The following is an 18,597-nucleotide window of genomic DNA, read 5'->3' as shown; positions in this document are numbered from 1 at the left end:
CGCAACAAACGCGCCGATGCGGCGAGCCCCACGGAATAAGGAGGATGGACGTGACAAACTGGATCTCTGCCTGCCGCCTCGACGACATCGAGCAGGAAGGCGCGCGGCGCTTCGACCATTCGGGCAAGACTTATGCGCTGTATCGCTCCCCCGAGGACGAGGTGTTCTGCACCGACGGTCTCTGCACCCATGAGTCGATCCATCTCGCCGAGGGCCTGGTCATGGACTACGAGATCGAATGTCCCAAGCATTCCGGCGTATTCGATTATCGCACCGGCGAGGCCAAGCGCCTGCCTGCCTGCAAGAACCTGAACGTCTACGCCGCCCGAGTGGAAGACGGCGCGGTCATGGTCCAACTGCCCGGCTGAAATCGAAAGTGATCCGTTGCTGGCTGGATTGCAGGTTGTATGCGGTTGGTGCGGGGAGTATATTAGAGTCTATTAATATTTAGCGGAAATAGCGTGGCGCATAACCCCAGCTAAGCGTCATGCTATGCTGTGGCTCACACCGAACTCGGCCACAGCCGCAACAGAGAGCCTCCGCTCTGCCAAGGGTCGGAGGCTTTTCCACGCGCCTGGACAGGACGCGATCCCGGGCCAGCGATCACCTTTCCCGGACATGGCAATAAGATAATGTCGCATATCGCATGCGGTCGTGCATCTCACAGACAACCACAACTCAAGATTGTCATCGATAAACAATCTTGAGCTTGGCGTCACAAACAGCGCGGCATCAGGTAACGAGAAGGCAGCAGGAGCAACCCCTTCAACTCGGGCCACAAAAATCCTCCAGAAACCTTTCAAGCATCTTCAAACCATCGAGAGATTGGCTTCCCCTTCCCGACGCCGCCAAGTTGCAGCTCGACCGCTGACGCTTCGAGCCTTCGGGGGACTCAAATTGGATTCCTGTACACGAATGGCAATCCTCAAGACTTTCCAGAAACACAGGAAACGCCTCTGCCTGGACACGAGCCGAACGAAAAGGAGCCTCCCACAACGAGGCCCCGAAACATTGCTTGGCTCGCGAAAACATCGTTCCGGCATCACTCAACTTATCTGCGATTGCAAGTGCAAATCATTCGCAGTAGCATATGTTTATTGGGGGACCTGAAGCGAGGAACTCGGCAAGCGCAACGAGACGATTGGGCTTGCCGAGAGAGCCAAGCGGATACTCAAGACCTGATGGAGCTACAGGGGCGGACCATGGGAGCCAGCGAAGGTTTTTCGGAGATAGATTGGGATGCACTGGCGATTGCCAATGTGCGCTTCTCGGTGATCGTCGTCTCCCCGAATGCTCGAGATTGCTACGAGCTATTGTCCGGCTTTCCTCAACAGTGCGCAACGCTAATGGATAAAGCGGCCGGAGTCCCCCCAGCCGTCGCGCTCTCGAAGATGCTATGCGCCGTCATATCGGACGGCGGTTCCCACGAGTCTGATTTCGGAGGCAGCCTGATAAGAATAGCCTGCGTGGAATAGGTTTCCCGATGTTGTTTGACACTGGAAACCGGGAAACGTGGGAACCCGCTCGTCTGGTGATCAAACGCCGCCAAGAGGCGCAAAAAAGCAGTTCATATGGTATCGTCCGCTTCGCCCTATCCCATCCGTCTGATTGGGTTCGTCCGTTGGGTGAAGGCAGATGTGAAAATCACCGTCTCCGGATGGCAACTCATCTCCATATGGGATCAGGAACGACTGGTTTCTCGTCACCAGGCGATGGTCTCCGGGATGAAGGATAACGGAGAACCCGAGGGGCCCTTCCTCACCTGGGATCGAGGTATGGCCTCACAGTCTCCACCGAAATCTTTGTCGTTGCAGCACGATGGCGGGTAGCTTCAGAGGCGAGGAGCCAGAAGGACTTCTGCGCGGCGGTTGGCCAGCGAACGATGCTGATTTCCATGCTCGTCTGAAAGGTCTGGTCGAAGCTGCGGCCGGCGCAGTTCGAAGCATTCCGGTTGCTCTGCGCGTTGTGCTCGGCGATCTCTTCGGAGCAGTGGGTGCGGAAACCGACGAGATCGACGGCGCGGGAACCGCAGTTCTCGGGCTTCACGGTCGGCTTGTTGCCGGTATAGCCAAGCACTCCGAGAAAGAAATCGGGGGCAGGCGTCGAGCGAGGGGTGATTCAAGCTCTTCGCCGGGCGCCACTCGTCTGCTCACAAAATCTCTACTTACTTGGCAACACAACGATTTAGTCAGCGAGGATCGATTCGCCACATACGTGTATTTGCTGTAAACTAATGGAGGGGGATCAATACAATGACTGACCATTCCATTCTGTTCGTCGCATTGTTGGCGGCTTATTTGGTTTTAATCCTGCTGCTTTTCTTACTTGGAATTAGGATTTTTCTTCTTCCACTTCGACTGCTGAGCCGGCTCGTCACACGTAGCATGCGAGGATTGCCAACAGGGGTCCAAGTGCTGATCATGCTTTGGACAATCGTCTTATCCCCAGGACCGTTTGTTTACTTTTGGGACTGGATGGTTGGCCTCGCAAAAAGCGTTTGGCGAATTGTGGCAGGCCTTCCAGGACTAAATGATGTTTTAGCATGCGGGCGCGAATCTGCCGCTGCCTGCGTTAACAAATTGGGTACGATTGCAGGCGCATCGCTAGACACCATTTATAGTTCCGCCCTCGACACTTTCGCACTGCCCGAGGGCTTGGGGACAGCCGGGGTAATTTTTGCAACAAGCGCGACAGTTTGCCTACTGTTCGCAAACAGCGAGTCGATCTGGAGGAGCTACGTTCCGACTCGGGTGAATGCCGGAGCTGTTGCCACACTTGCAGCCCTGACAATATCCTTTGCCGCAGCGCTGTACTTGGCGATCCTAGCAATCATTGCGGTTCCGGTCTTCAGTCAGAAGCAGGCTGATGTGACTTCCCTAGCGAAACAGCTGAATACAGAACTGGAACCCATTCGGGTTAAATTTTCGCTCTATGGGCCAACGGCCAGGGAACTGGGAAGGGATGAATTCAAGAGCGAGGCCGAGAATGCCAAGAAGTTTGATACGCTGTGGACATATCAGCTAAGCGAGTGGGACAGAAACATGGCCTCGCTCGAGAATGCGCTAAAGTCCGCGCAGTATGAAGCTACCAGCTATCAGACAAACGCAGTCATTTTTTTCCAGCTCTCCAATGAGGGGCGAGTTGGAGAGACTGTCAGCCAGGTCCACGTCAAGCGCATAGCGAACTCCTTCAACGAGTGGGAAAACACCTATCGCAGCAACGTCCAGTCCTGCATTGGCGCGTTGAAGATAGACATTGACATGATTAAGAACCTGAAGGCTGCATTGACATCCTTTAGTATCGAAAACTTTGGTTCCGCAACGCAGCCGGTGCGCATCGAAAGACTCACAAGCACGACTTCATGCTCAACGACTGCCCCGAAGGCCAGCGAATTCCTCCCTCCAAGGGCAGGACTTGCGGATTCATTAGGCCCATTTGGGGCGGCAGCGGCCTGGCTGCTAAAGACCGAGAACTCCGAACTTGCGCTTATTACCGGACTTTTGGGCTTTGGGTTCTTTGGCGCACTCGCCACAAGCTTTATTAAGGAATTTGCGGGAACGCCCGGTCCCGAATTTCCAAAACTCGGCTTTATCGTTCCGGCCTTCATTCGTGGAATAAGCGCAGCAGTACTTGTCTTTTTGCTCGCCAAAGGCGGCACTGCGGTCCTCACCACAGACGATGTGACCCTCAATGCCTACGCGATTTTCTTTGCTTGTTTCGTCGCCGCCGTGTTCAGCGAAGACGTTTGGGACTGGGCACGCAAGAAACAGGCCGAAAGATTGGGGAATGGCAACGAACCCGCCGACAATACGTCGACGCCTCAAACGCCACCCGTGTGACAAATTCTGAAAAACCGCATACCCGGCTAGCGCCGCATCCAGAAAACCTAACGTTTGATTGATGGTAGCGGAGGAGGGATTTGAACCCCCGACACAAGGATTATGATTCCTCTGCTCTGACCTACTGAGCTACTCCGCCACTGGTCAAACGAAGCCGTTCGCGAAGCGGGCGGCCCGTGGGATGAGCGGCTTATAAAGGGCGGCTTGGCTTTGTGTCAAGCGCGCGAACGAGAAAAAGGCCGTGTTGCACAATGCCTTTCTCCAGCGTCGTTTCAGGCGGCGACGGGGCTTGAAAGCAGCGCCTTCAGCGAGGCTTCCGCCTCGGCGCCGCGCTCGGAGCGTTCGATGAAGCCACCGCCCCAGACGCGGGCGTCGTCGCCCGGTGCCGAGTAGAGCGCGCAGGCCTGTCCCGGCGCTACACCCGCCTCGCCGATCGTCAGGTCCACATAGATGCCTGTCTCGTCCGCATGGAGGACGGCGGGTGCAGGGGCACGGGTCGAGCGCACCTTGACGTAGCACGCGAAGCCTTCACCGGAAGCAGCCTCCGCAAGCGGCGCGTCGCCGAGCCAGTTGACGTCGCGCAGATAGACGCGGTGGGTCTCCAGCGCCTCCTTCGGCCCGACGATGACGCGGCGCGAACGCGCGTCGAGATAGACGACGTAGAGCGGCTCGCCGGTCGCGATGCCGATGCCGCGGCGCTGGCCGATGGTGTAATGCAGGATGCCCTCGTGGCTTCCGAGCACGCGGCCATCCAGATGGACGATATCGCCTGCCAGCGACGAGTTCGGCTTCAGCTTGTTGATGATGTCGGAATACTTGCCCTGCGGCACGAAGCAGATGTCCTGGCTATCGGCCTTCTTGGCGACGACGAGGCCCATTTCCTCGGCAAGCCGCCGGGTTTCCGCCTTCGGCAGGCCTCCAAGGGGAAAGCGCAGATAGTCGATCTGCTCCTGCGTCGTCGCGAAGAGGAAATAGCTCTGGTCGCGGTCGGCATCGGCCGGCCGATAGAGCGCGCGGCGGTACGGGTCCTGCGGTGACGGATTGCGCCGCGAGCGGATGTAGTGGCCGGTTGCCAGCGCATCGGCGCCGAGTTCCTTGGCGGTCGCCAGCAGATCGGCAAACTTGACGGTCTGATTGCAGGAAACGCACGGGATCGGCGTCTCGCCGGCGACATAGCTCTCCATGAAGGGATTGATCACGGTGTCGCGGAAGCGCTTCTCGTAGTCGAGGACGTAATGCGGAATGCCAAGCGTCTCGCAGACGCGGCGCGCATCGTCGATATCCTGGCCCGCACAGCAGGAGCCGGCGCGGTGGACGGCGGCGCCATGGTCGTAAAGCTGCAGCGTGATGCCGAGGACATCATAGCCCTCGCGCTTCAGGATGCCGGCGACGACGGAACTGTCGACGCCACCTGACATGGCGACGACGACGCGCGTATCTTCCGGCCTCTTGTCAAAATCCAGCGTGTTCACGGTTTCCTGCCGCCAGTCTTTCTGCGTACGGTGGTATTTTCAGATCCGCCAGTGCCATTCGAATGCGGCGGATTTCCATGCACGGCAGCGCCCTTGCCACCCGCGGCAGGCCGAGCCCAATTCCTGAGGGATATAGAAAGGAATACCCGGCCGCGCAAGGGCCGCGAATCAATGGGCGCGCCGCATCCTTCACGCGGCCTTTCGGCCCGTGGCTTGAAAAGGTTTCGGCCGGAGCACGTCGAGTGCCTGGCAAGTGAATAAAACAGTGACACCCTGACGTGCCCCGCTTCGGCTGTTTGTGACCGCGACTTCGGTCCTTCTGCGGCGGCAGGCCGTCCGGCTGTTTTGCCGTCGGCACCCCGAGATCCGGTCGGACATGCGATCCGACGCAGCCTTGGAGCCTGCCACCTTGCGTCGCCACACAGGCGCGCCTGGCACGCTGTTACGGGCAGCCGCAGGCAGGGGTCGGTCCGACGCCCTTTTCGCCTGCGCCCCGTGTCGCCAGGCGAAGACCATGTTCCGCGAACCCCGCCGGCCGGCTCTTGCGTCCGTCCCCGACCTGCGGCACCGGCCCCACCTCGCCGGAACGCCTTCCGGTGCATCCGATGACGGGACGAGCCAAGTGTAGCCACGGTCCTGCCGGGCGGGGACGAAGGGGGACGGGAATTCGCCCAAGCGATTGAGATTGTTGGGGGTGGCTCGCGGGATTGTCCCCGCAGAGCAAGGGTCGAGAAGCTAGAGGCAAAGCCGGGTGTGCCGCGGAGGCCTCGCCCCGCGACGCTATGGCCTGGCTTGAGCCGGGCATCCGGGGCTCTTCTTCGGACCTACGGTTTAAGCACGGCGACGATAGCGGGCGACGCCGACGTAGAAGGGAGGCGACGACCGCAACGGAACACTGGCCTACAACTGGCGACCAACCTGCCGGAATGCTATGAAATTCTCCTGTCGGGGGACATTGCGATGATTTCGATTTCACGCGCTGAGGATCAGGAGGACTTCGAGGTCGCCGAACGCTTTTGCCGCGCGCTGGCAGAGTGGGATGCGATCGAGGTCCAGGCCTATGGCGTTGCACCGGAGGTCGTGCTCGGCATCTTCCACGGGGAGACTACCGAAGGCCTGCGGCAGAAATTCACCGCGGACGATGCCTGCATGCTGATCGCCAGATGGGACGGCCATCCTGCGGGCTGCATCGCATTCAGCCCGTTCGACGAGACGGCTGTCGAGATCCACAAGTTCTATGTCGATCCCGAATTTCGCGGCAGAAAGATCGGTCAGGCGTTGATGCGCGCCCTGCTCGCGGAAATCGAAAAGGGCAAAAGTGGCAAGATCGTACTTCAGACCACCATCTACATGAGCCACGCGATCTCCCTCTACGAAGCATTCGACTTCAGGCGCTGCGAGCAGTTTCGGCCCATTCCCGACGAGATCAGGCATACCGAGGTCTTCATGTCACGCCTGCTCTGAGCGAGAGCCCTTCCCGAAAAGAAAGACCCGGTACGGCTTTCGCCGCACCGGGTCCGGTTACTCCTTGGGAGGAGAGATCAATCGACGTTGAAGACGAGCGGTTTCGCCTGGCGGATGGCCTGGTGGGCGGTGAGCTTGCCGAGTACGTCGTCGCCAACCGGTCCATCGACATAGAGAAGAGCGATCGCATCACCGCCCTGCTTGTCGCGGCCGAGCTGGAAGTTGGCGATGTTGACGCCAGCTTCGCCAAGTGTGGTGCCGATGAAGCCGATCATGCCGGGCACGTCCGTGTTGGTCAGGTAGACCATGTGGTTGCCGACATCGGCATCGAGATTGATGCCCTTGATCTGGATGAAGCGCGGCTTGCCGTCCGAGAACACGGTGCCGGCGACCGAACGCGTCTGGTTGGCCGTCGTCACGGTCAGCTTGATGTAGCCGTCGAACACGCCGGACTTGTCGCGCTTGACCTCGGAGAGGATGACGCCCTTTTCCTTGATCATGACCGGTGCGGAGACCATGTTGACGTCCGCTACCTGCGGCCGGATGAGGCCGGCGAGCACGGCGCTCGTCAACGCCTTGGTGTTCATGTTCGCGGTCGAGCCGTCATAGAGGATCTCGATCTCCTTGATCGCGCTTTCGGTGACCTGGCCGACAAAGGCGCCGAGCACGTCGGCGAGCCTGATGAAGGGCTTCAGGATCGGCGCCTCCTCCGCCGTGATCGACGGCATGTTGATGGCGTTCGAAACCGCGCCCTTGACCAGATAGTCCGACATCTGCTCGGCCACCTGCAGGGCGACATTCTCCTGCGCTTCCGTGGTCGAGGCACCGAGATGCGGCGTGCAGACGACATTCGGCAGGCCGAAGAGCGGGCTTTCCTTGGCGGGCTCCACCTCGAAGACGTCGAAGGCAGCGCCGGCGACATGGCCGGACTTGATGGCATCGGCCAGTGCCGCTTCATCGACGAGGCCGCCACGGGCGCAGTTGATGATGCGCACGCCGGGCTTGGTCTTGGCGAGCGCCTCGCGGTTCAGGATGCCGCGCGTCCTGTCCGTCATCGGCACGTGCAGGGTGATGAAATCAGCCCGGGCGAGGAGTTCGTCGATCTCGACCTTGGTGACGCCCATCTCCTCGGCACGCTCCTTGGAAAGGAACGGGTCATAGGCGATGACGTGCATCTTCAGGCCGATGGCACGGGCGCAGACAATGGAGCCGATATTGCCGGCGCCGATGACGCCGAGCGTCTTGCCGGTGATTTCGACACCCATGAACTTCGACTTTTCCCACTTGCCGGCCTGGGTGGAGATATCTGCGGCTGGAAGCTGGCGAGCGACGGCAAACATCAGCGCAATTGCGTGCTCGGCGGTCGTGATCGAATTGCCGAAGGGCGTGTTCATGACGATGATACCGCGGCGCGAGGCGGCGGGGATATCGACATTGTCGACGCCGATGCCGGCGCGGCCGACGACCTTGAGGTTCTTTGCAGCCTCGATGATCTTTTCCGTGACCTTGGTGGCAGACCGGATGGCAAGACCATCATAATTGCCGATGATTTCGAGGAGCTTGTCCTTGTCCTTGCCGACCTGCGGCTGGAAATCGACTTCGACGCCGCGATCGCGGAAGATCTGGACGGCGGTTTCCGACAGTTCGTCGGATACGAGAACGCGAGGTGCCATTGTGGCCTCCTTCAAAGAGTTCAACGATAATATGGAATTCGGAATGCTGGGCTCCGCCCTGTGGCGGAGCCGGATGCGATCACATCAGGCAGCAGCCTGGGAAAGCGCTGCCTTCTGCGTTTCGAAGGCCCAGGAAAGCCAGGGCATCAGCTTCTGCATGTCGGCAGTTTCGATCGTGGCACCGGCCCAGATGCGCAGGCCCGACGGCGCGTCGCGATAGTGGCCGACGTCGTAGGCCACGCCTTCCTTCTCCAGAAGGGCGACGACGCCCTTGGCGAAATTCGCCTGGCCGTCAGCATCGAGAGCGGCGACATCCTTGTCGACGATCTTCAGGCAGACGGAGGTGTTGGATTCGATCTCCGGCCTGACCGCGAGATTGGCGATCCAGTCGTTCTTTACGACGAAATCGGCGATGACCTTGGCATTGGCATCGGCCCGGGCGATCAGCGCCTTCAGGCCACCGAGCTGCTCTGCCCAGAGGAGCGCATCGATATAGTCCTCGACGCAAAGCATGGACGGCGTGTTGATCGTCTCGCCCTGGAAGATGCCCTCGATGAGCTTGCCGCCCGAGGTGAGGCGGAAGATCTTCGGCAGCGGCCAGGCCGGCTGATAGGAGACGAGGCGCTCGACGGCGCGCGGCGAAAGAATGAGGATGCCATGTGCGCCCTCCCCGCCCAGCACCTTCTGCCAGGAGAAGGTGACGACATCGAGCTTGGCGAAATCGAGCGCCTGCGCAAAGGCGGCGGAGGTCGCGTCACAGATCGTCAGCCCCTTGCGGTCAGCCGGGATGAAATCGGCGTTGGGGACGCGTACGCCTGACGTCGTGCCGTTCCAGGTGAAGACCACGTCGCGGTCGAAATCGGCGGCGGAAAGGTCGGGAAGCTCGCCGTAAGGCGCCTCGATCTTGCGGACGTCTTTCAGCTTCAGCTGCTTGACGACATCGGTGACCCAGCCTGCGCCGAAGCTTTCCCAGGCGACCATGTCGACGCCGCGCTCGCCGAGGAGCGACCAGAGCGCCATTTCGACGGCGCCGGTATCGGAGGCCGGAACGATGCCGATGCGGTAATCCGCCGGCACTTCAAGAATATCACGGGTGAGATCGATGGCCTGCTTGAGCTTGGCCTTGCCGACCTTCGCGCGGTGCGAACGGCCGAGGGCCGCGTCGGAAAGGGCTTCGAGCGTCCAACCGGGGCGCTTCGAGCAGGGGCCAGAAGAAAAATGGGTATTTGCCGGACGCACGTCCGGCTTGGCGAGCTTCGTCATAGTGCTATCCTTCCAGATAGAAAGCCCTTCGTTGGGGAAGGGTGTCCCGCCGTCGTGAGTATAGAGTCGCCCCGGCATAGTCAAGGAGGGAGTGTCGCAGCCGGAAGATTTTTTGGCGCAGCCGGGACTGATGTCGCGCGGCGTGATTGCACTCAGCGCAACGAAAAAGCCGCCCGCGATGCGGACGGCCTGATGATTGGATATCGCGGCTTTCTGGGGCGCGTTACTTGTAGAGCGGAGGCGCCGGCGGGGGCTCGTAGGCGACCGGCTGCGGGCAACCGCCGAAGAGATAGCGGGCGCCGAGGCGGGCTTCGTGGATGTTGAAGCCGTCATCCGTGCCTGGACCGCCATTTTCGGCAAAGCCGAACATGTCGCCGCCGTCGACGTGGCGATAGCGGTAGCCGATATCAGCCTTCACGTTGCACGAGACGTCGATCGAGGCGCCTGCCATGAGGGCGTAGGTGAAGCGCCAGCTATCGCGACCGCCGTGGGAGACGGTATCGTCACAGCTGCTGCCGTCGTCGGCGCAGGAGGTGTTGTTGAGGTCGTTCCACTTGACGTGGGTGCCACCGATACCGGCGCCGACATAAGGCGTCACATAGCCATAGGTGCCGAGATCGACATAGGCGTTGGCGAGCAGGCTGTAGGCCGTGAGCGAAGAGATGTCGCGCGAGGTGCAGGGACCGACGCAAGCGCCGAAGGCCGCGCCGCCGCCCGAGGTAGAGCCGCGGAAATCGGAATCGAACAGATAGTCGAAGGTCAGGTCCGTGCGCAGGTAGCTGTTGATCTGGTAGCCGACACCGCCGCCGAGCGTCCAGGAATCATCCAGGTCCGTCGAGTCGAAATAGCCGACATCCGCGTTCGAGCCCTGGAAGAAGTGGGCGCCGCGCATGTCGTTGAAGGCGTAGCCGACGTCTCCGCGCAGGTACCAGCCGCTCGTCTCCGCAATGGCGACTTCCGGCGGCTGCTCGGGCACCGGCTGAGGCTGGTAGAGATCGGCCGAGAATGCGGACGAGGCAAAGAGAATACCGGCGACTGCACCGGCCAGGCTACGTTTCATGGTTCCAGCTCCAAGATCACTTGCATTGGCACGACAGAACATCGGCCGAGGTGAGATTCCTGTTATGGATAATGCACGGGAAAGCTTAAAACCTGATTAACTACGAATATTTACCCTCTTTGGTAGCAAAAGGCCTCCCCGTTGCCGGGAGGCGCAATTTGAAGAGGACAGGGGAGAGAGCGCATCCTGCGCCTTGAATTGATGCTGCACCGCACCAAAAGAAAGTATCTCGGCGATTTTGATAAATTTCGCATTAATGGGCGAATGTAGATCAGCCCGGGATAGAGTTTCTCCCGACCGCAGGCGGAGGTATTACCGAGACCTGTCCATGAATTGGCAAGACCATCAGGGTGATTGAATGGTGAGTGATCGCGGGAGCCCGGCCGACAACATTCCCGATCTTTATGAAAGGCATGCGCGCATCTGGGACGAGAGCCGCGGAAGGACACTCTTCGAACGAGCGTGGATGGACCGTTTCATGGCGCTCGTTCCGCCGGGCGGCGCGATCCTCGATATCGGATGCGGTTCCGGCGAGCCCCTCGCCCGGCACCTCATCGCAAGCGGCTATGCTCTGATCGGGGTCGATTCCTCGCCGACACTGATCGGCATGTGCCGGGCGCGCTTTCCCGATCACGACTGGCTGGTCGCGGATATGCGCGGCCTTTCTCTCGGACGCAGATTTGCGGGGCTCCTCGCCTGGGACAGCTTCTTTCACCTGACACCCGAGGACCAGCGCGGCATGTTCGAGCTGTTTGCAAACCATGCCGCGGAGGGTGCGGCCCTGATGTTCACCAGCGGGCCCGCCCATGGCGAGGCGATCGGCACCTTCGCCGGCGAGCCGCTCTATCACGGCAGCCTCGCGCCCGAGGAATATCGCCGGCTTCTCGGACGGCATGGCTTCGAGATCGTCGCCCATGTTGCGGAAGACGCATCGTGCGGCGGCCACACCATCTGGCTCGCGCGGCACGGCTGAGAGGCACCAGACAAGACAAAGCCGGCGCGAAGGCGCGCCGGCTCAGCCCAGAAGGATCGGATGATCAGGCGGCGGCGGTTCTGACGTTCGAGATCACACCGATGAGATCGTTGACGATACGCTCGATCTGGCCGCGGTCGTCACCTTCCGCCATGACGCGGATCAAGGGCTCGGTTCCGGACGGGCGGATGACGAGGCGCCCGTTGCGCGCAAGCTCTGCTTCGGCATCGGCAATCGCCTGCTTGACCTGAATGTCCTCGAGCGGCCGGCCGCCGGTGGTGCGCACGTTGCGCAGAAGCTGGGGCACCGGCTCGAAGCGCCGGCAAACCTCGCTGACCGTCTTGCCCGTCCGCTTGACGGCGGCGAGGATCTGCAGCGCCGCAACGAGACCATCACCCGTCGTGCCGTAGTCCGAAAGCACGATATGGCCCGACTGTTCGCCGCCGACATTGAAATTGTGCTGGCGCATGTGCTCGACGACATAACGGTCGCCGACGCGGGTGCGCTCCAGCACCATGCCCTTTTCGCCGAGGAAGCGTTCGAGGCCCAGGTTCGACATCACGGTGGCAACGATTCCGTTGCCCTTGAGCGTCTGGTTTTCCGCCCAGCTTTCCGCGATGACGGCCATCAGCTGGTCGCCGTCCACGATCGAACCAGTCTCGTCGATGATGATGACGCGGTCTGCATCGCCGTCGAGCGCAATGCCGATGTCGGCGCGCACCTCGTCCACTTTCTTCTGGAGGGCGACGGGGCTGGTCGAGCCGCAATTGAGGTTGATGTTGGTGCCGTTCGGTTCGTTGCCGATGGTGACAACCTCGGCGCCAAGTTCCCACAGCACGGCAGGAGCGACCTTGTAGGCGGCGCCGTTGGCGCAGTCGATGGCGATGCGCAAGCCCTGAAGGGTGACGTCGCGCGGCAGCGTGCGCTTGGCATGCTCGATATAGCGGTCATGCACGCCATCGATGCGCTTGGCGCGGCCGATATCGTCCGACTGAGCGAGCTGCGAATAGAGGTCCTTTTCAAGCAGCTCCTCGATCTGCGTCTCGATGTCATCAGACAGCTTGTAGCCATCAGGGCCGAAGAGCTTGATGCCGTTGTCTTCGTAAGGGTTGTGAGAGGCGGAGATCATGACGCCGATATCGGCGCGCAGCGACCGCGTCAGCATGGCGACGGCGGGTGTCGGAATTGGGCCGAGAACGAAGGCGTCGAGGCCGGCGGCCGTAAAGCCCGCCACCATGGCGTTTTCCAGCATGTAGCCGGAAAGACGCGTGTCCTTGCCGATGACCACCCGGTGGCGATGATTGCCACGCCTGAAGATCATGCCGGCGGCAATGCCGACGCGCATGGCAAGATCCGGTGTCATGGGGAAAACGTTCGACTGACCTCTGATGCCGTCAGTACCGAAATAGCGTCGCTTCATATGCACTCCCACGATTCCCGCGCGCCAAAAAGGGCTGCGCAATTCCATCAGATGGACGCCCTACCCGAGGCGTCCACAAAGAGACTTCATGTCCCGGCATGCTAGCGGCATGCCATAGATTGCGGCAATCTTCACGTAAATTACCAACAAAATTGCTTATATCCCGTTACCAAAACTATAAGGCCAGCTTTCGAGGCTCGAAAGCTGGCCTTTTTGATAATGGATCCGTTTAAAGGGTCAGCGAGGCTGAGGCTCGAAACCACCTTCCGGTTCCTCACCCTTTGCACTGACCGAGCCGTCCTTCTTGGCGCCCGTCTTCGGCACCGCGGAACCGCGGCTCGGCGGCGTATCGTCGCCAAGATCACGGGCGGGCTTCTCGCCGCGGATCAGAGCCTTGATCTCATCGCCGGTCAGCGTCTCGTATTCCAGAAGCCCTTCGGCAAGCGCGACGAACTCGTCATGCTTGTCCGTCAGGATGTCGCGCGCCTGCGTATAGGCCTGGTCGATGAGGCGGCGCACTTCGTTGTCGATCTTCTGGGCGGTCGCTTCGGAGACGTTCTTCGTCTGCGACACTGAATGCCCGAGGAAGACTTCCTGCTGGTTCTCGCCGTAGGACACCTGGCCGAGCTCATCGGAGAAGCCCCACTGCGTGACCATGGCACGGGCAAGCTTGGTCGCCTGCTCGATGTCCGAGGATGCGCCGGAGGTAATGTTCTCCTTGCCGAAGGTGAGCTCCTCGGCGACACGTCCACCCATCATGATGCAGAGGCGCGAAACCATCCACTTGTAGCTCATCGAGTAGCGGTCGCCCTCGGGAAGCTGCATGACCATGCCGAGGGCACGGCCGCGCGGAATTATCGTCGCCTTGTGCAGCGGATCGGCCACGGCGACATTGAGTGCCGTGATCGCGTGACCGGCTTCGTGATAGGCGGTGAGCTTCTTTTCCGCCTCGGTCATAGCCGAGGAGCGGCGCTCCGCACCCATCATGATCTTGTCCTTGGCGTCCTCGAATTCCTGCATGGTGACGAGGCGCTTGTTGCGGCGCGCGGCCATCAGGGCAGCTTCGTTGACGAGGTTCATCAGGTCCGCGCCAGAGAAGCCGGGCGTACCGCGAGCCAGAACCTTGAGGTCGACGTTCGGTGCCAGCGGAACGTTGCGGGCATGAACCTTCAGGATACGCTCGCGACCGACGATGTCGGGGTTCGGGACGACGACCTGGCGGTCGAAACGGCCCGGACGCAGAAGTGCCGGGTCGAGAACGTCGGGACGGTTGGTGGCGGCGATCAGGATGATGCCTTCATTGGCTTCGAAGCCATCCATCTCGACCAGCAGCTGGTTGAGCGTCTGTTCGCGTTCGTCGTTACCACCGCCGAGGCCAGCGCCACGATGGCGGCCGACGGCGTCGATTTCGTCGATGAAGATGATGCAAGGCGCATTCTTCTTGGCCTGCTCGAACATGTCGCGGACGCGCGAAGCACCGACACCAACGAACATTTCAACGAAGTCGGAGCCCGAGATCGTGAAGAAGGGCACATTTGCCTCGCCTGCGATGGCGCGGGCAAGCAGTGTCTTACCGGTACCGGGAGGGCCTACGAGCAGGACGCCGCGCGGAATGCGGCCGCCGAGGCGCTGGAACTTCTGCGGGTCGCGCAGGAATTCGACGATTTCCTCGAGGTCCTGCTTGGCTTCGTCGACGCCGGCGACATCGTCAAAGGTGACGCGGCCATGCGCTTCCGTCAGGAGCTTTGCCTTGGACTTGCCGAAGCCCATCGCACCACGAGAGCCACCCTGCATCTGCCGCATGAAGAACAGCCAGACACCGAGGATGAGCAACATCGGAAGCAGCGTCCCGAGATAGCTCAGGAAACCGGAAGAACCGTCTGTTTCGGGGCGGCCTACGATCGTCACGTTCTTGGTCTGCAGGCGATCCAGCAGGCTCTGATCGACAAGCGGGGCATAGGTCTGGAAGGTCGTGCCGTTTTCAACATAGTTTCCGACCAGGCGGTTGCCGGTAACAGTTACGTCACGTACCCGGCCCGAATCCACTTCACGCAGAAACTGCGAATAGGGAATTTCCCGGGAACCAGTCTGTGCCGGAGCGGTCTGGAACATGCTGAACAGGGCAATCAACAGCAAAGCGATGATGGCCCAAAGCGCGAAATTGCGTAAATTAGGGTTCATTGAACTCCCCGGTAGTGGGACGACGACCTTCTGGCCGCCGCTATACTTGGCCCTTAACATAGGGTTGCGTGGCGTCCTTGCCAAGGCAAACCAAGCGGCAGGATGCGTTTTCCGTCAACAACACCTAAAACGGAAGCCCTGGATAAGTCTTTCTTCCAAAAGCTGCGGCAAGACTATCAGCGAAGGTGAGATCGAATCTTGTCAAAAAACGGTCAAAAGGTGCGAGAACCGCTGCAATGGCGACCAGTCGAGCCTGCTCCCCTGCAAGCAATTCGCCGCTTTCGTCCATGATACGGGGACGTACTGCAGCGGCGCGACGAACGGCTGCCTTCGGAAGGAACGGCGGCCACGCGCCAATATCCCCACCGCCTTCGACGCGGATCGCCCCGCTGCCGGCATTGGCGATCTCGAAGCGCCCATCCCATATGCCGCGTTCTCCCGGCCCGAGCGAGAGCGGCAATATCCCCCTGCCCTCCCGCACCAGGTACAGTCCGTCGCGCCTGAGATCGAAGACTACCCTGCCTACCGTCCGCCGGCCCGGTTCGCCCGATGCAAGAAAGTCGATCACACGCTGCAGGGCCTCCCGACCCGGAGGGAATGCCTGGCCGCCCAGGGTGGCGGCGAGATAGCCGAGCCCATAGGAGAGCACTGCAGGATCGGCCGCGAGCGCAGCCCGGTCGAGCCGGCCCAGCACGCCGCCTTCCAGCGAGAAATGCGTCGTCAGCCAATCCGCAGCGGCCGCTGAAAGGCCAAGGCGGCGTGCGGCGGCTTCCTTCGCCGGGCTGCCGGCTTGATCGCCCGCCCCACCCAGCCGCTTGCGGGTGCGCACACGCTCATAGTGCTCGTCCTCGTTACTCGGATCATCGATCCAGGAGAGACCCCGCGCGGTGAGAAAAGAACGGATATCGGCGCGGCGGCAGGCGAGGATCGGCCGCACGACCCATAGCCGATGGTCAAAGAGGACGGCATCGGCAATACCGGACAGCCCGGCCGCATCCGCCTGGCCACCGCGGGAATTGCGCATGGCGAGCGTTTCGTGTTGATCATCCAGCGTGTGAGCCGTCACGATCACATTGGCGTGAAGTTCAGCCGTCGCATCGGCGAGCAGGTCGTAGCGCGCCTCGCGGGCTGCCGCCATCACCCCGGCTGCGGGCCGCGGGCCGCGCCAGAGGCGCGTGACATGCGGGATGCCGAGACTGCCGCAGAGTGCTGCGACCTGCAGTGCCTCCGCCGCAGATTCGGCGCGCAGGCCATGGTCGACGGTTGCCGCAACGAGTGAGATTTCTGAAAGGGGATTGGCCTTCAACCAGTCGGAAAGGGCGATCAGGAGGCCGGTAGAATCGCTGCCGCCGGAAATGGCGACGAGAATGCGGGCAGGCTTGCGAAGCGAGTTGAGGAAAAGGTCGGCTGCCTCGATAGGAGAAACTGTGTCGGCTTCGGCGGACAATCGCGACGGCTCAGCAGGCCAGGCGCTTCTGTTCGCTGGCGACCTTCGTCACGACCGCACGGGAGGCCTTGGGGTAGCGCTTCGGCACTTCGCGCAGCGTGGCGCAGGCCGTGTCCTTGTTGTCGAGCGCGGCAAGCGACATGCCGAGCTTCAGCAGCATTTCGGGCGCCTTTTCCGAGGAGGCGTATTTCTGGTGGGCATTGAGGAAGGTCTTGGCCGCCTCGTTGTACTTGCCCTGCGAATAGAGCGCTTCGCCGAGCCAGAAATTGGCGTCCGCCGCCCGCGCGCTGTTTGGATAACGCGAGATGAACTGGCCGAATTCCTCCTCGGCGAGGCCGTAGTCGCCGGAGAGAACATGGCCGTAGGCGGCCTTGTAGATGTCTCCCTCGCTGCCGAGGGAAGCCGTCTGCTGCGGTGCGCCGGCGTCGCCGCGCGGAAGTGGCGCGCTGGCGTTCGACTGGCTGTTGCGCGTCGTGCCGATCGGCTGGCCGTTCTGGTCGAGCTCAAGCGATCCGAGCTGCGAAGGCGGCTGGCCGAGGCCGGTGTTGTCCGGCACGGAGGTGGAGGGAGCGGTTTCCGCCCCCTGTGGTGCCTCGATGATCTTCGCGACGTCGTCGCTCTGTCCGCCAACAGGCTTTTCGAGAGATCCGCTCTTCTTGGTGCCGCCCTTTTCGAGCTGCTGGAAGCGGAATTCGTTGTCTTCCTGTGCCTTGCGGATCTGCTCCTGCATCTGCAGGAGCTGGAAGCTCATTTCCTCGATGCGGCCGTTCAACTGACGCATCTGTTCCTCGAGCTGCTGCAGCCGGACTTCCGAATCGCTGCTCTGCACCCTGACCACCGGCTGGTCGGGTGTGCGGCTCTCGGCGGCCTTGTCGCCGAGATGAAGGCCGAAGATCGACATGGAGTATGCCGCCCGTTCCGTGCCCGCCACAGCTGCCAGGCAGAGCAAGCCTGCCACGACAAATTTCTTCATAGGTATCGTCCTGTCCCAGTGATTCTTCGCGCCCCGCGGCACGAACAGGAGATTTTGCCAATTGCTTTCAAAAAGCAACGGAGTTCGGCCAAAGTGTGGTCGAAAAAGAAAGGCGGCCTTTTGGCCGCCTTTTCGCTTTCCCGACGTATGGGATTCTATCAGGAACCGGCGCCGCCGAGAACCGTGACTGCGCGGCGGTTCTGCGACCAGCAGGAGATGTCGTCGCAGACAGCAACCGGGCGTTCCTTGCCGTAGGAGATGGTCTTCATGCGGCTGGCCGGGACGCCACGCGAAGCGAGGTAGTCCTTGGCGGCGGCAGCACGGCGTGCGCCGAGCGCGAGGTTGTATTCGCGCGTGCCGCGCTCGTCGGCATGGCCTTCGACGGTGATGGCGTAGTTCGGATAGCGGGCGAGCCACTGGGCCTGACGATCGAGCGTCTGGCCGGCATCGGCGCGGATCGACGAGGAGTCGGTGTCGAAGAAGATGCGGTCGCCGACATTGACCGTGAAGTCCTGCGCCGAGCCGGGCGTAGCAGCGCCGGCGCCGAGGCCGAGATCGCCCGCGCTGTTCGGCAGGTTCTTCTTGTTGGCGCAGCCGGCGAGCGCCAGACCGACCACCATAGCGATCATGACGGGATTGCGGGCAAGATTCTGCATGCGGCCCATGGCCGGAGTCTGGATGTGGCTCAAGGCCGGTCTCCTTGCAAACTTAATGAGGGTTGCTGGACAGTAACCGTGTTCGGTTAATCCGCTTACAATGGTTATGGTTAAGGAATTCTTATTGCGTCCCTTGATCGGTCAATCTTCGGCACTTTGCGGCTACTGAGTAGCAT

The 18,597-nt window shown here is 61.1% G+C and carries 15 protein-coding genes and 1 tRNA gene; 5 read left to right on the top strand and 11 right to left on the bottom strand.

Annotated features, from left to right (window positions below):
• Positions 1-50: 50 nt before the first annotated feature.
• Together EV286_RS22650 and EV286_RS22645 are read left to right on the top strand one after the other, a co-directional pair.
• Positions 51-368, top strand: coding sequence for a MocE family 2Fe-2S type ferredoxin (locus tag EV286_RS22650; RefSeq protein ID WP_245500792.1), 318 nt, complete (start codon positions 51-53; stop codon positions 366-368).
• An 834-nt stretch (positions 369-1,202) separates the two neighbouring features.
• Positions 1,203-1,475 (top strand): hypothetical protein, encoded by a 273-nt coding sequence (locus tag EV286_RS22645; protein WP_132959412.1) that lies wholly within the window; start codon positions 1,203-1,205, stop codon positions 1,473-1,475.
• Positions 1,476-1,758: 283 nt separating this feature from the next.
• Here EV286_RS22645 and EV286_RS22640 read toward each other — a convergent pair whose 3' ends face one another.
• Positions 1,759-2,076, bottom strand: a complete 318-nt coding sequence (locus EV286_RS22640; protein WP_165932913.1) for a transposase domain-containing protein — start codon at positions 2,074-2,076, stop codon at positions 1,759-1,761.
• Between the two features lie 176 nt (positions 2,077-2,252).
• Between EV286_RS22640 and EV286_RS22635 the strand changes: the two genes are divergently transcribed.
• Complete coding sequence (locus tag EV286_RS22635; protein ID WP_132959410.1) at positions 2,253-3,839, top strand: hypothetical protein; 1,587 nt, start codon at positions 2,253-2,255, stop codon at positions 3,837-3,839.
• 62 nt (positions 3,840-3,901) lie between these two features.
• Here the strand turns inward: EV286_RS22635 and EV286_RS22630 are convergent.
• Together EV286_RS22630 and mnmA are read right to left on the bottom strand one after the other, a co-directional pair.
• Positions 3,902-3,978: transfer RNA gene (locus EV286_RS22630), tRNA-Met, on the bottom strand.
• Positions 3,979-4,111: 133 nt separating this feature from the next.
• A complete protein-coding gene (mnmA, locus tag EV286_RS22625; protein ID WP_132959409.1) occupies positions 4,112-5,311 on the bottom strand; it encodes a tRNA 2-thiouridine(34) synthase MnmA in 1,200 nt (399 codons plus the stop codon).
• Between the two features lie 960 nt (positions 5,312-6,271).
• On the opposite strand from mnmA, the gene EV286_RS22620 reads away from it, so the two are divergent.
• Positions 6,272-6,775: a GNAT family N-acetyltransferase gene (locus EV286_RS22620; RefSeq protein ID WP_132959408.1), complete on the top strand. Its 504-nt coding sequence runs from the start codon at positions 6,272-6,274 to the stop codon at positions 6,773-6,775.
• Between the two features lie 77 nt (positions 6,776-6,852).
• Here EV286_RS22620 and serA read toward each other — a convergent pair whose 3' ends face one another.
• From serA to EV286_RS22605, 3 genes are all read right to left on the bottom strand, one after another.
• Positions 6,853-8,448 (bottom strand): phosphoglycerate dehydrogenase, encoded by a 1,596-nt coding sequence (gene serA, locus EV286_RS22615; protein ID WP_132959407.1) that lies wholly within the window; start codon positions 8,446-8,448, stop codon positions 6,853-6,855.
• Between the two features lie 84 nt (positions 8,449-8,532).
• Positions 8,533-9,711: a phosphoserine transaminase gene (locus EV286_RS22610; protein ID WP_132959406.1), complete on the bottom strand. Its 1,179-nt coding sequence runs from the start codon at positions 9,709-9,711 to the stop codon at positions 8,533-8,535.
• A 223-nt stretch (positions 9,712-9,934) separates the two neighbouring features.
• On the bottom strand, positions 9,935-10,771 hold the full coding sequence (locus tag EV286_RS22605; protein ID WP_132959405.1) for an outer membrane protein: 837 nt from the start codon (positions 10,769-10,771) through the stop codon (positions 9,935-9,937).
• 358 nt (positions 10,772-11,129) lie between these two features.
• Between EV286_RS22605 and EV286_RS22600 the strand changes: the two genes are divergently transcribed.
• Entirely contained in the window at positions 11,130-11,744 is a 615-nt protein-coding gene (locus EV286_RS22600) for a class I SAM-dependent methyltransferase (RefSeq protein WP_132959404.1), read from the top strand.
• Between the two features lie 64 nt (positions 11,745-11,808).
• Here the strand turns inward: EV286_RS22600 and glmM are convergent, their stop codons facing one another.
• From glmM to pal, 5 genes are all read right to left on the bottom strand, one after another.
• Positions 11,809-13,164 carry a phosphoglucosamine mutase gene (glmM, locus tag EV286_RS22595; protein WP_132959403.1) on the bottom strand — a complete coding sequence of 452 codons (1,356 nt, stop codon included), beginning with the start codon at positions 13,162-13,164 and terminating at the stop codon, positions 11,809-11,811.
• Positions 13,165-13,401: 237 nt separating this feature from the next.
• The gene (gene ftsH, locus EV286_RS22590) at positions 13,402-15,345 is read right to left on the bottom strand and encodes an ATP-dependent zinc metalloprotease FtsH (protein ID WP_132959402.1); all 1,944 of its coding nucleotides are present in this window, start codon (positions 15,343-15,345) and stop codon (positions 13,402-13,404) included.
• Between the two features lie 124 nt (positions 15,346-15,469).
• Positions 15,470-16,792 carry a tRNA lysidine(34) synthetase TilS gene (gene tilS, locus EV286_RS22585; RefSeq protein ID WP_132959401.1) on the bottom strand — a complete coding sequence of 441 codons (1,323 nt, stop codon included), beginning with the start codon at positions 16,790-16,792 and terminating at the stop codon, positions 15,470-15,472.
• Between the two features lie 10 nt (positions 16,793-16,802).
• Positions 16,803-17,765 carry a tol-pal system protein YbgF gene (ybgF, locus tag EV286_RS22580; RefSeq protein ID WP_132959400.1) on the bottom strand — a complete coding sequence of 321 codons (963 nt, stop codon included), beginning with the start codon at positions 17,763-17,765 and terminating at the stop codon, positions 16,803-16,805.
• A gap of 158 nt (positions 17,766-17,923) precedes the next feature.
• Positions 17,924-18,454 carry a peptidoglycan-associated lipoprotein Pal gene (gene pal / locus EV286_RS22575; protein WP_132959399.1) on the bottom strand — a complete coding sequence of 177 codons (531 nt, stop codon included), beginning with the start codon at positions 18,452-18,454 and terminating at the stop codon, positions 17,924-17,926.
• Between the last annotated feature and the right edge of the window lie 143 nt (positions 18,455-18,597).

Source organism: Rhizobium sp. BK251, assembly GCF_004345245.1.
Taxonomy (GTDB): Bacteria; Pseudomonadota; Alphaproteobacteria; order Rhizobiales; family Rhizobiaceae; genus Rhizobium.
The sequence above is the reverse complement of the archived record's forward strand: the minus strand, read 5'-3'. Positions and strand labels throughout refer to the sequence as shown.

Coding starts and splice junctions, on each gene's coding strand:
- EV286_RS22645 (WP_132959412.1), top strand. CDS start 1,203: ATGGGAGCCAGCGAAGGTTTTTCGGAGATAGATTGGGATGCACTGGCG.
- EV286_RS22635 (WP_132959410.1), top strand. CDS start 2,253: ATGACTGACCATTCCATTCTGTTCGTCGCATTGTTGGCGGCTTATTTG.
- EV286_RS22620 (WP_132959408.1), top strand. CDS start 6,272: ATGATTTCGATTTCACGCGCTGAGGATCAGGAGGACTTCGAGGTCGCC.
- serA (WP_132959407.1), bottom strand. CDS start 8,448: ATGGCACCTCGCGTTCTCGTATCCGACGAACTGTCGGAAACCGCCGTC.
- EV286_RS22610 (WP_132959406.1), bottom strand. CDS start 9,711: ATGACGAAGCTCGCCAAGCCGGACGTGCGTCCGGCAAATACCCATTTT.
- EV286_RS22605 (WP_132959405.1), bottom strand. CDS start 10,771: ATGAAACGTAGCCTGGCCGGTGCAGTCGCCGGTATTCTCTTTGCCTCG.
- EV286_RS22600 (WP_132959404.1), top strand. CDS start 11,130: ATGGTGAGTGATCGCGGGAGCCCGGCCGACAACATTCCCGATCTTTAT.
- glmM (WP_132959403.1), bottom strand. CDS start 13,164: ATGAAGCGACGCTATTTCGGTACTGACGGCATCAGAGGTCAGTCGAAC.
- ftsH (WP_132959402.1), bottom strand. CDS start 15,345: ATGAACCCTAATTTACGCAATTTCGCGCTTTGGGCCATCATCGCTTTG.
- ybgF (WP_132959400.1), bottom strand. CDS start 17,765: ATGAAGAAATTTGTCGTGGCAGGCTTGCTCTGCCTGGCAGCTGTGGCG.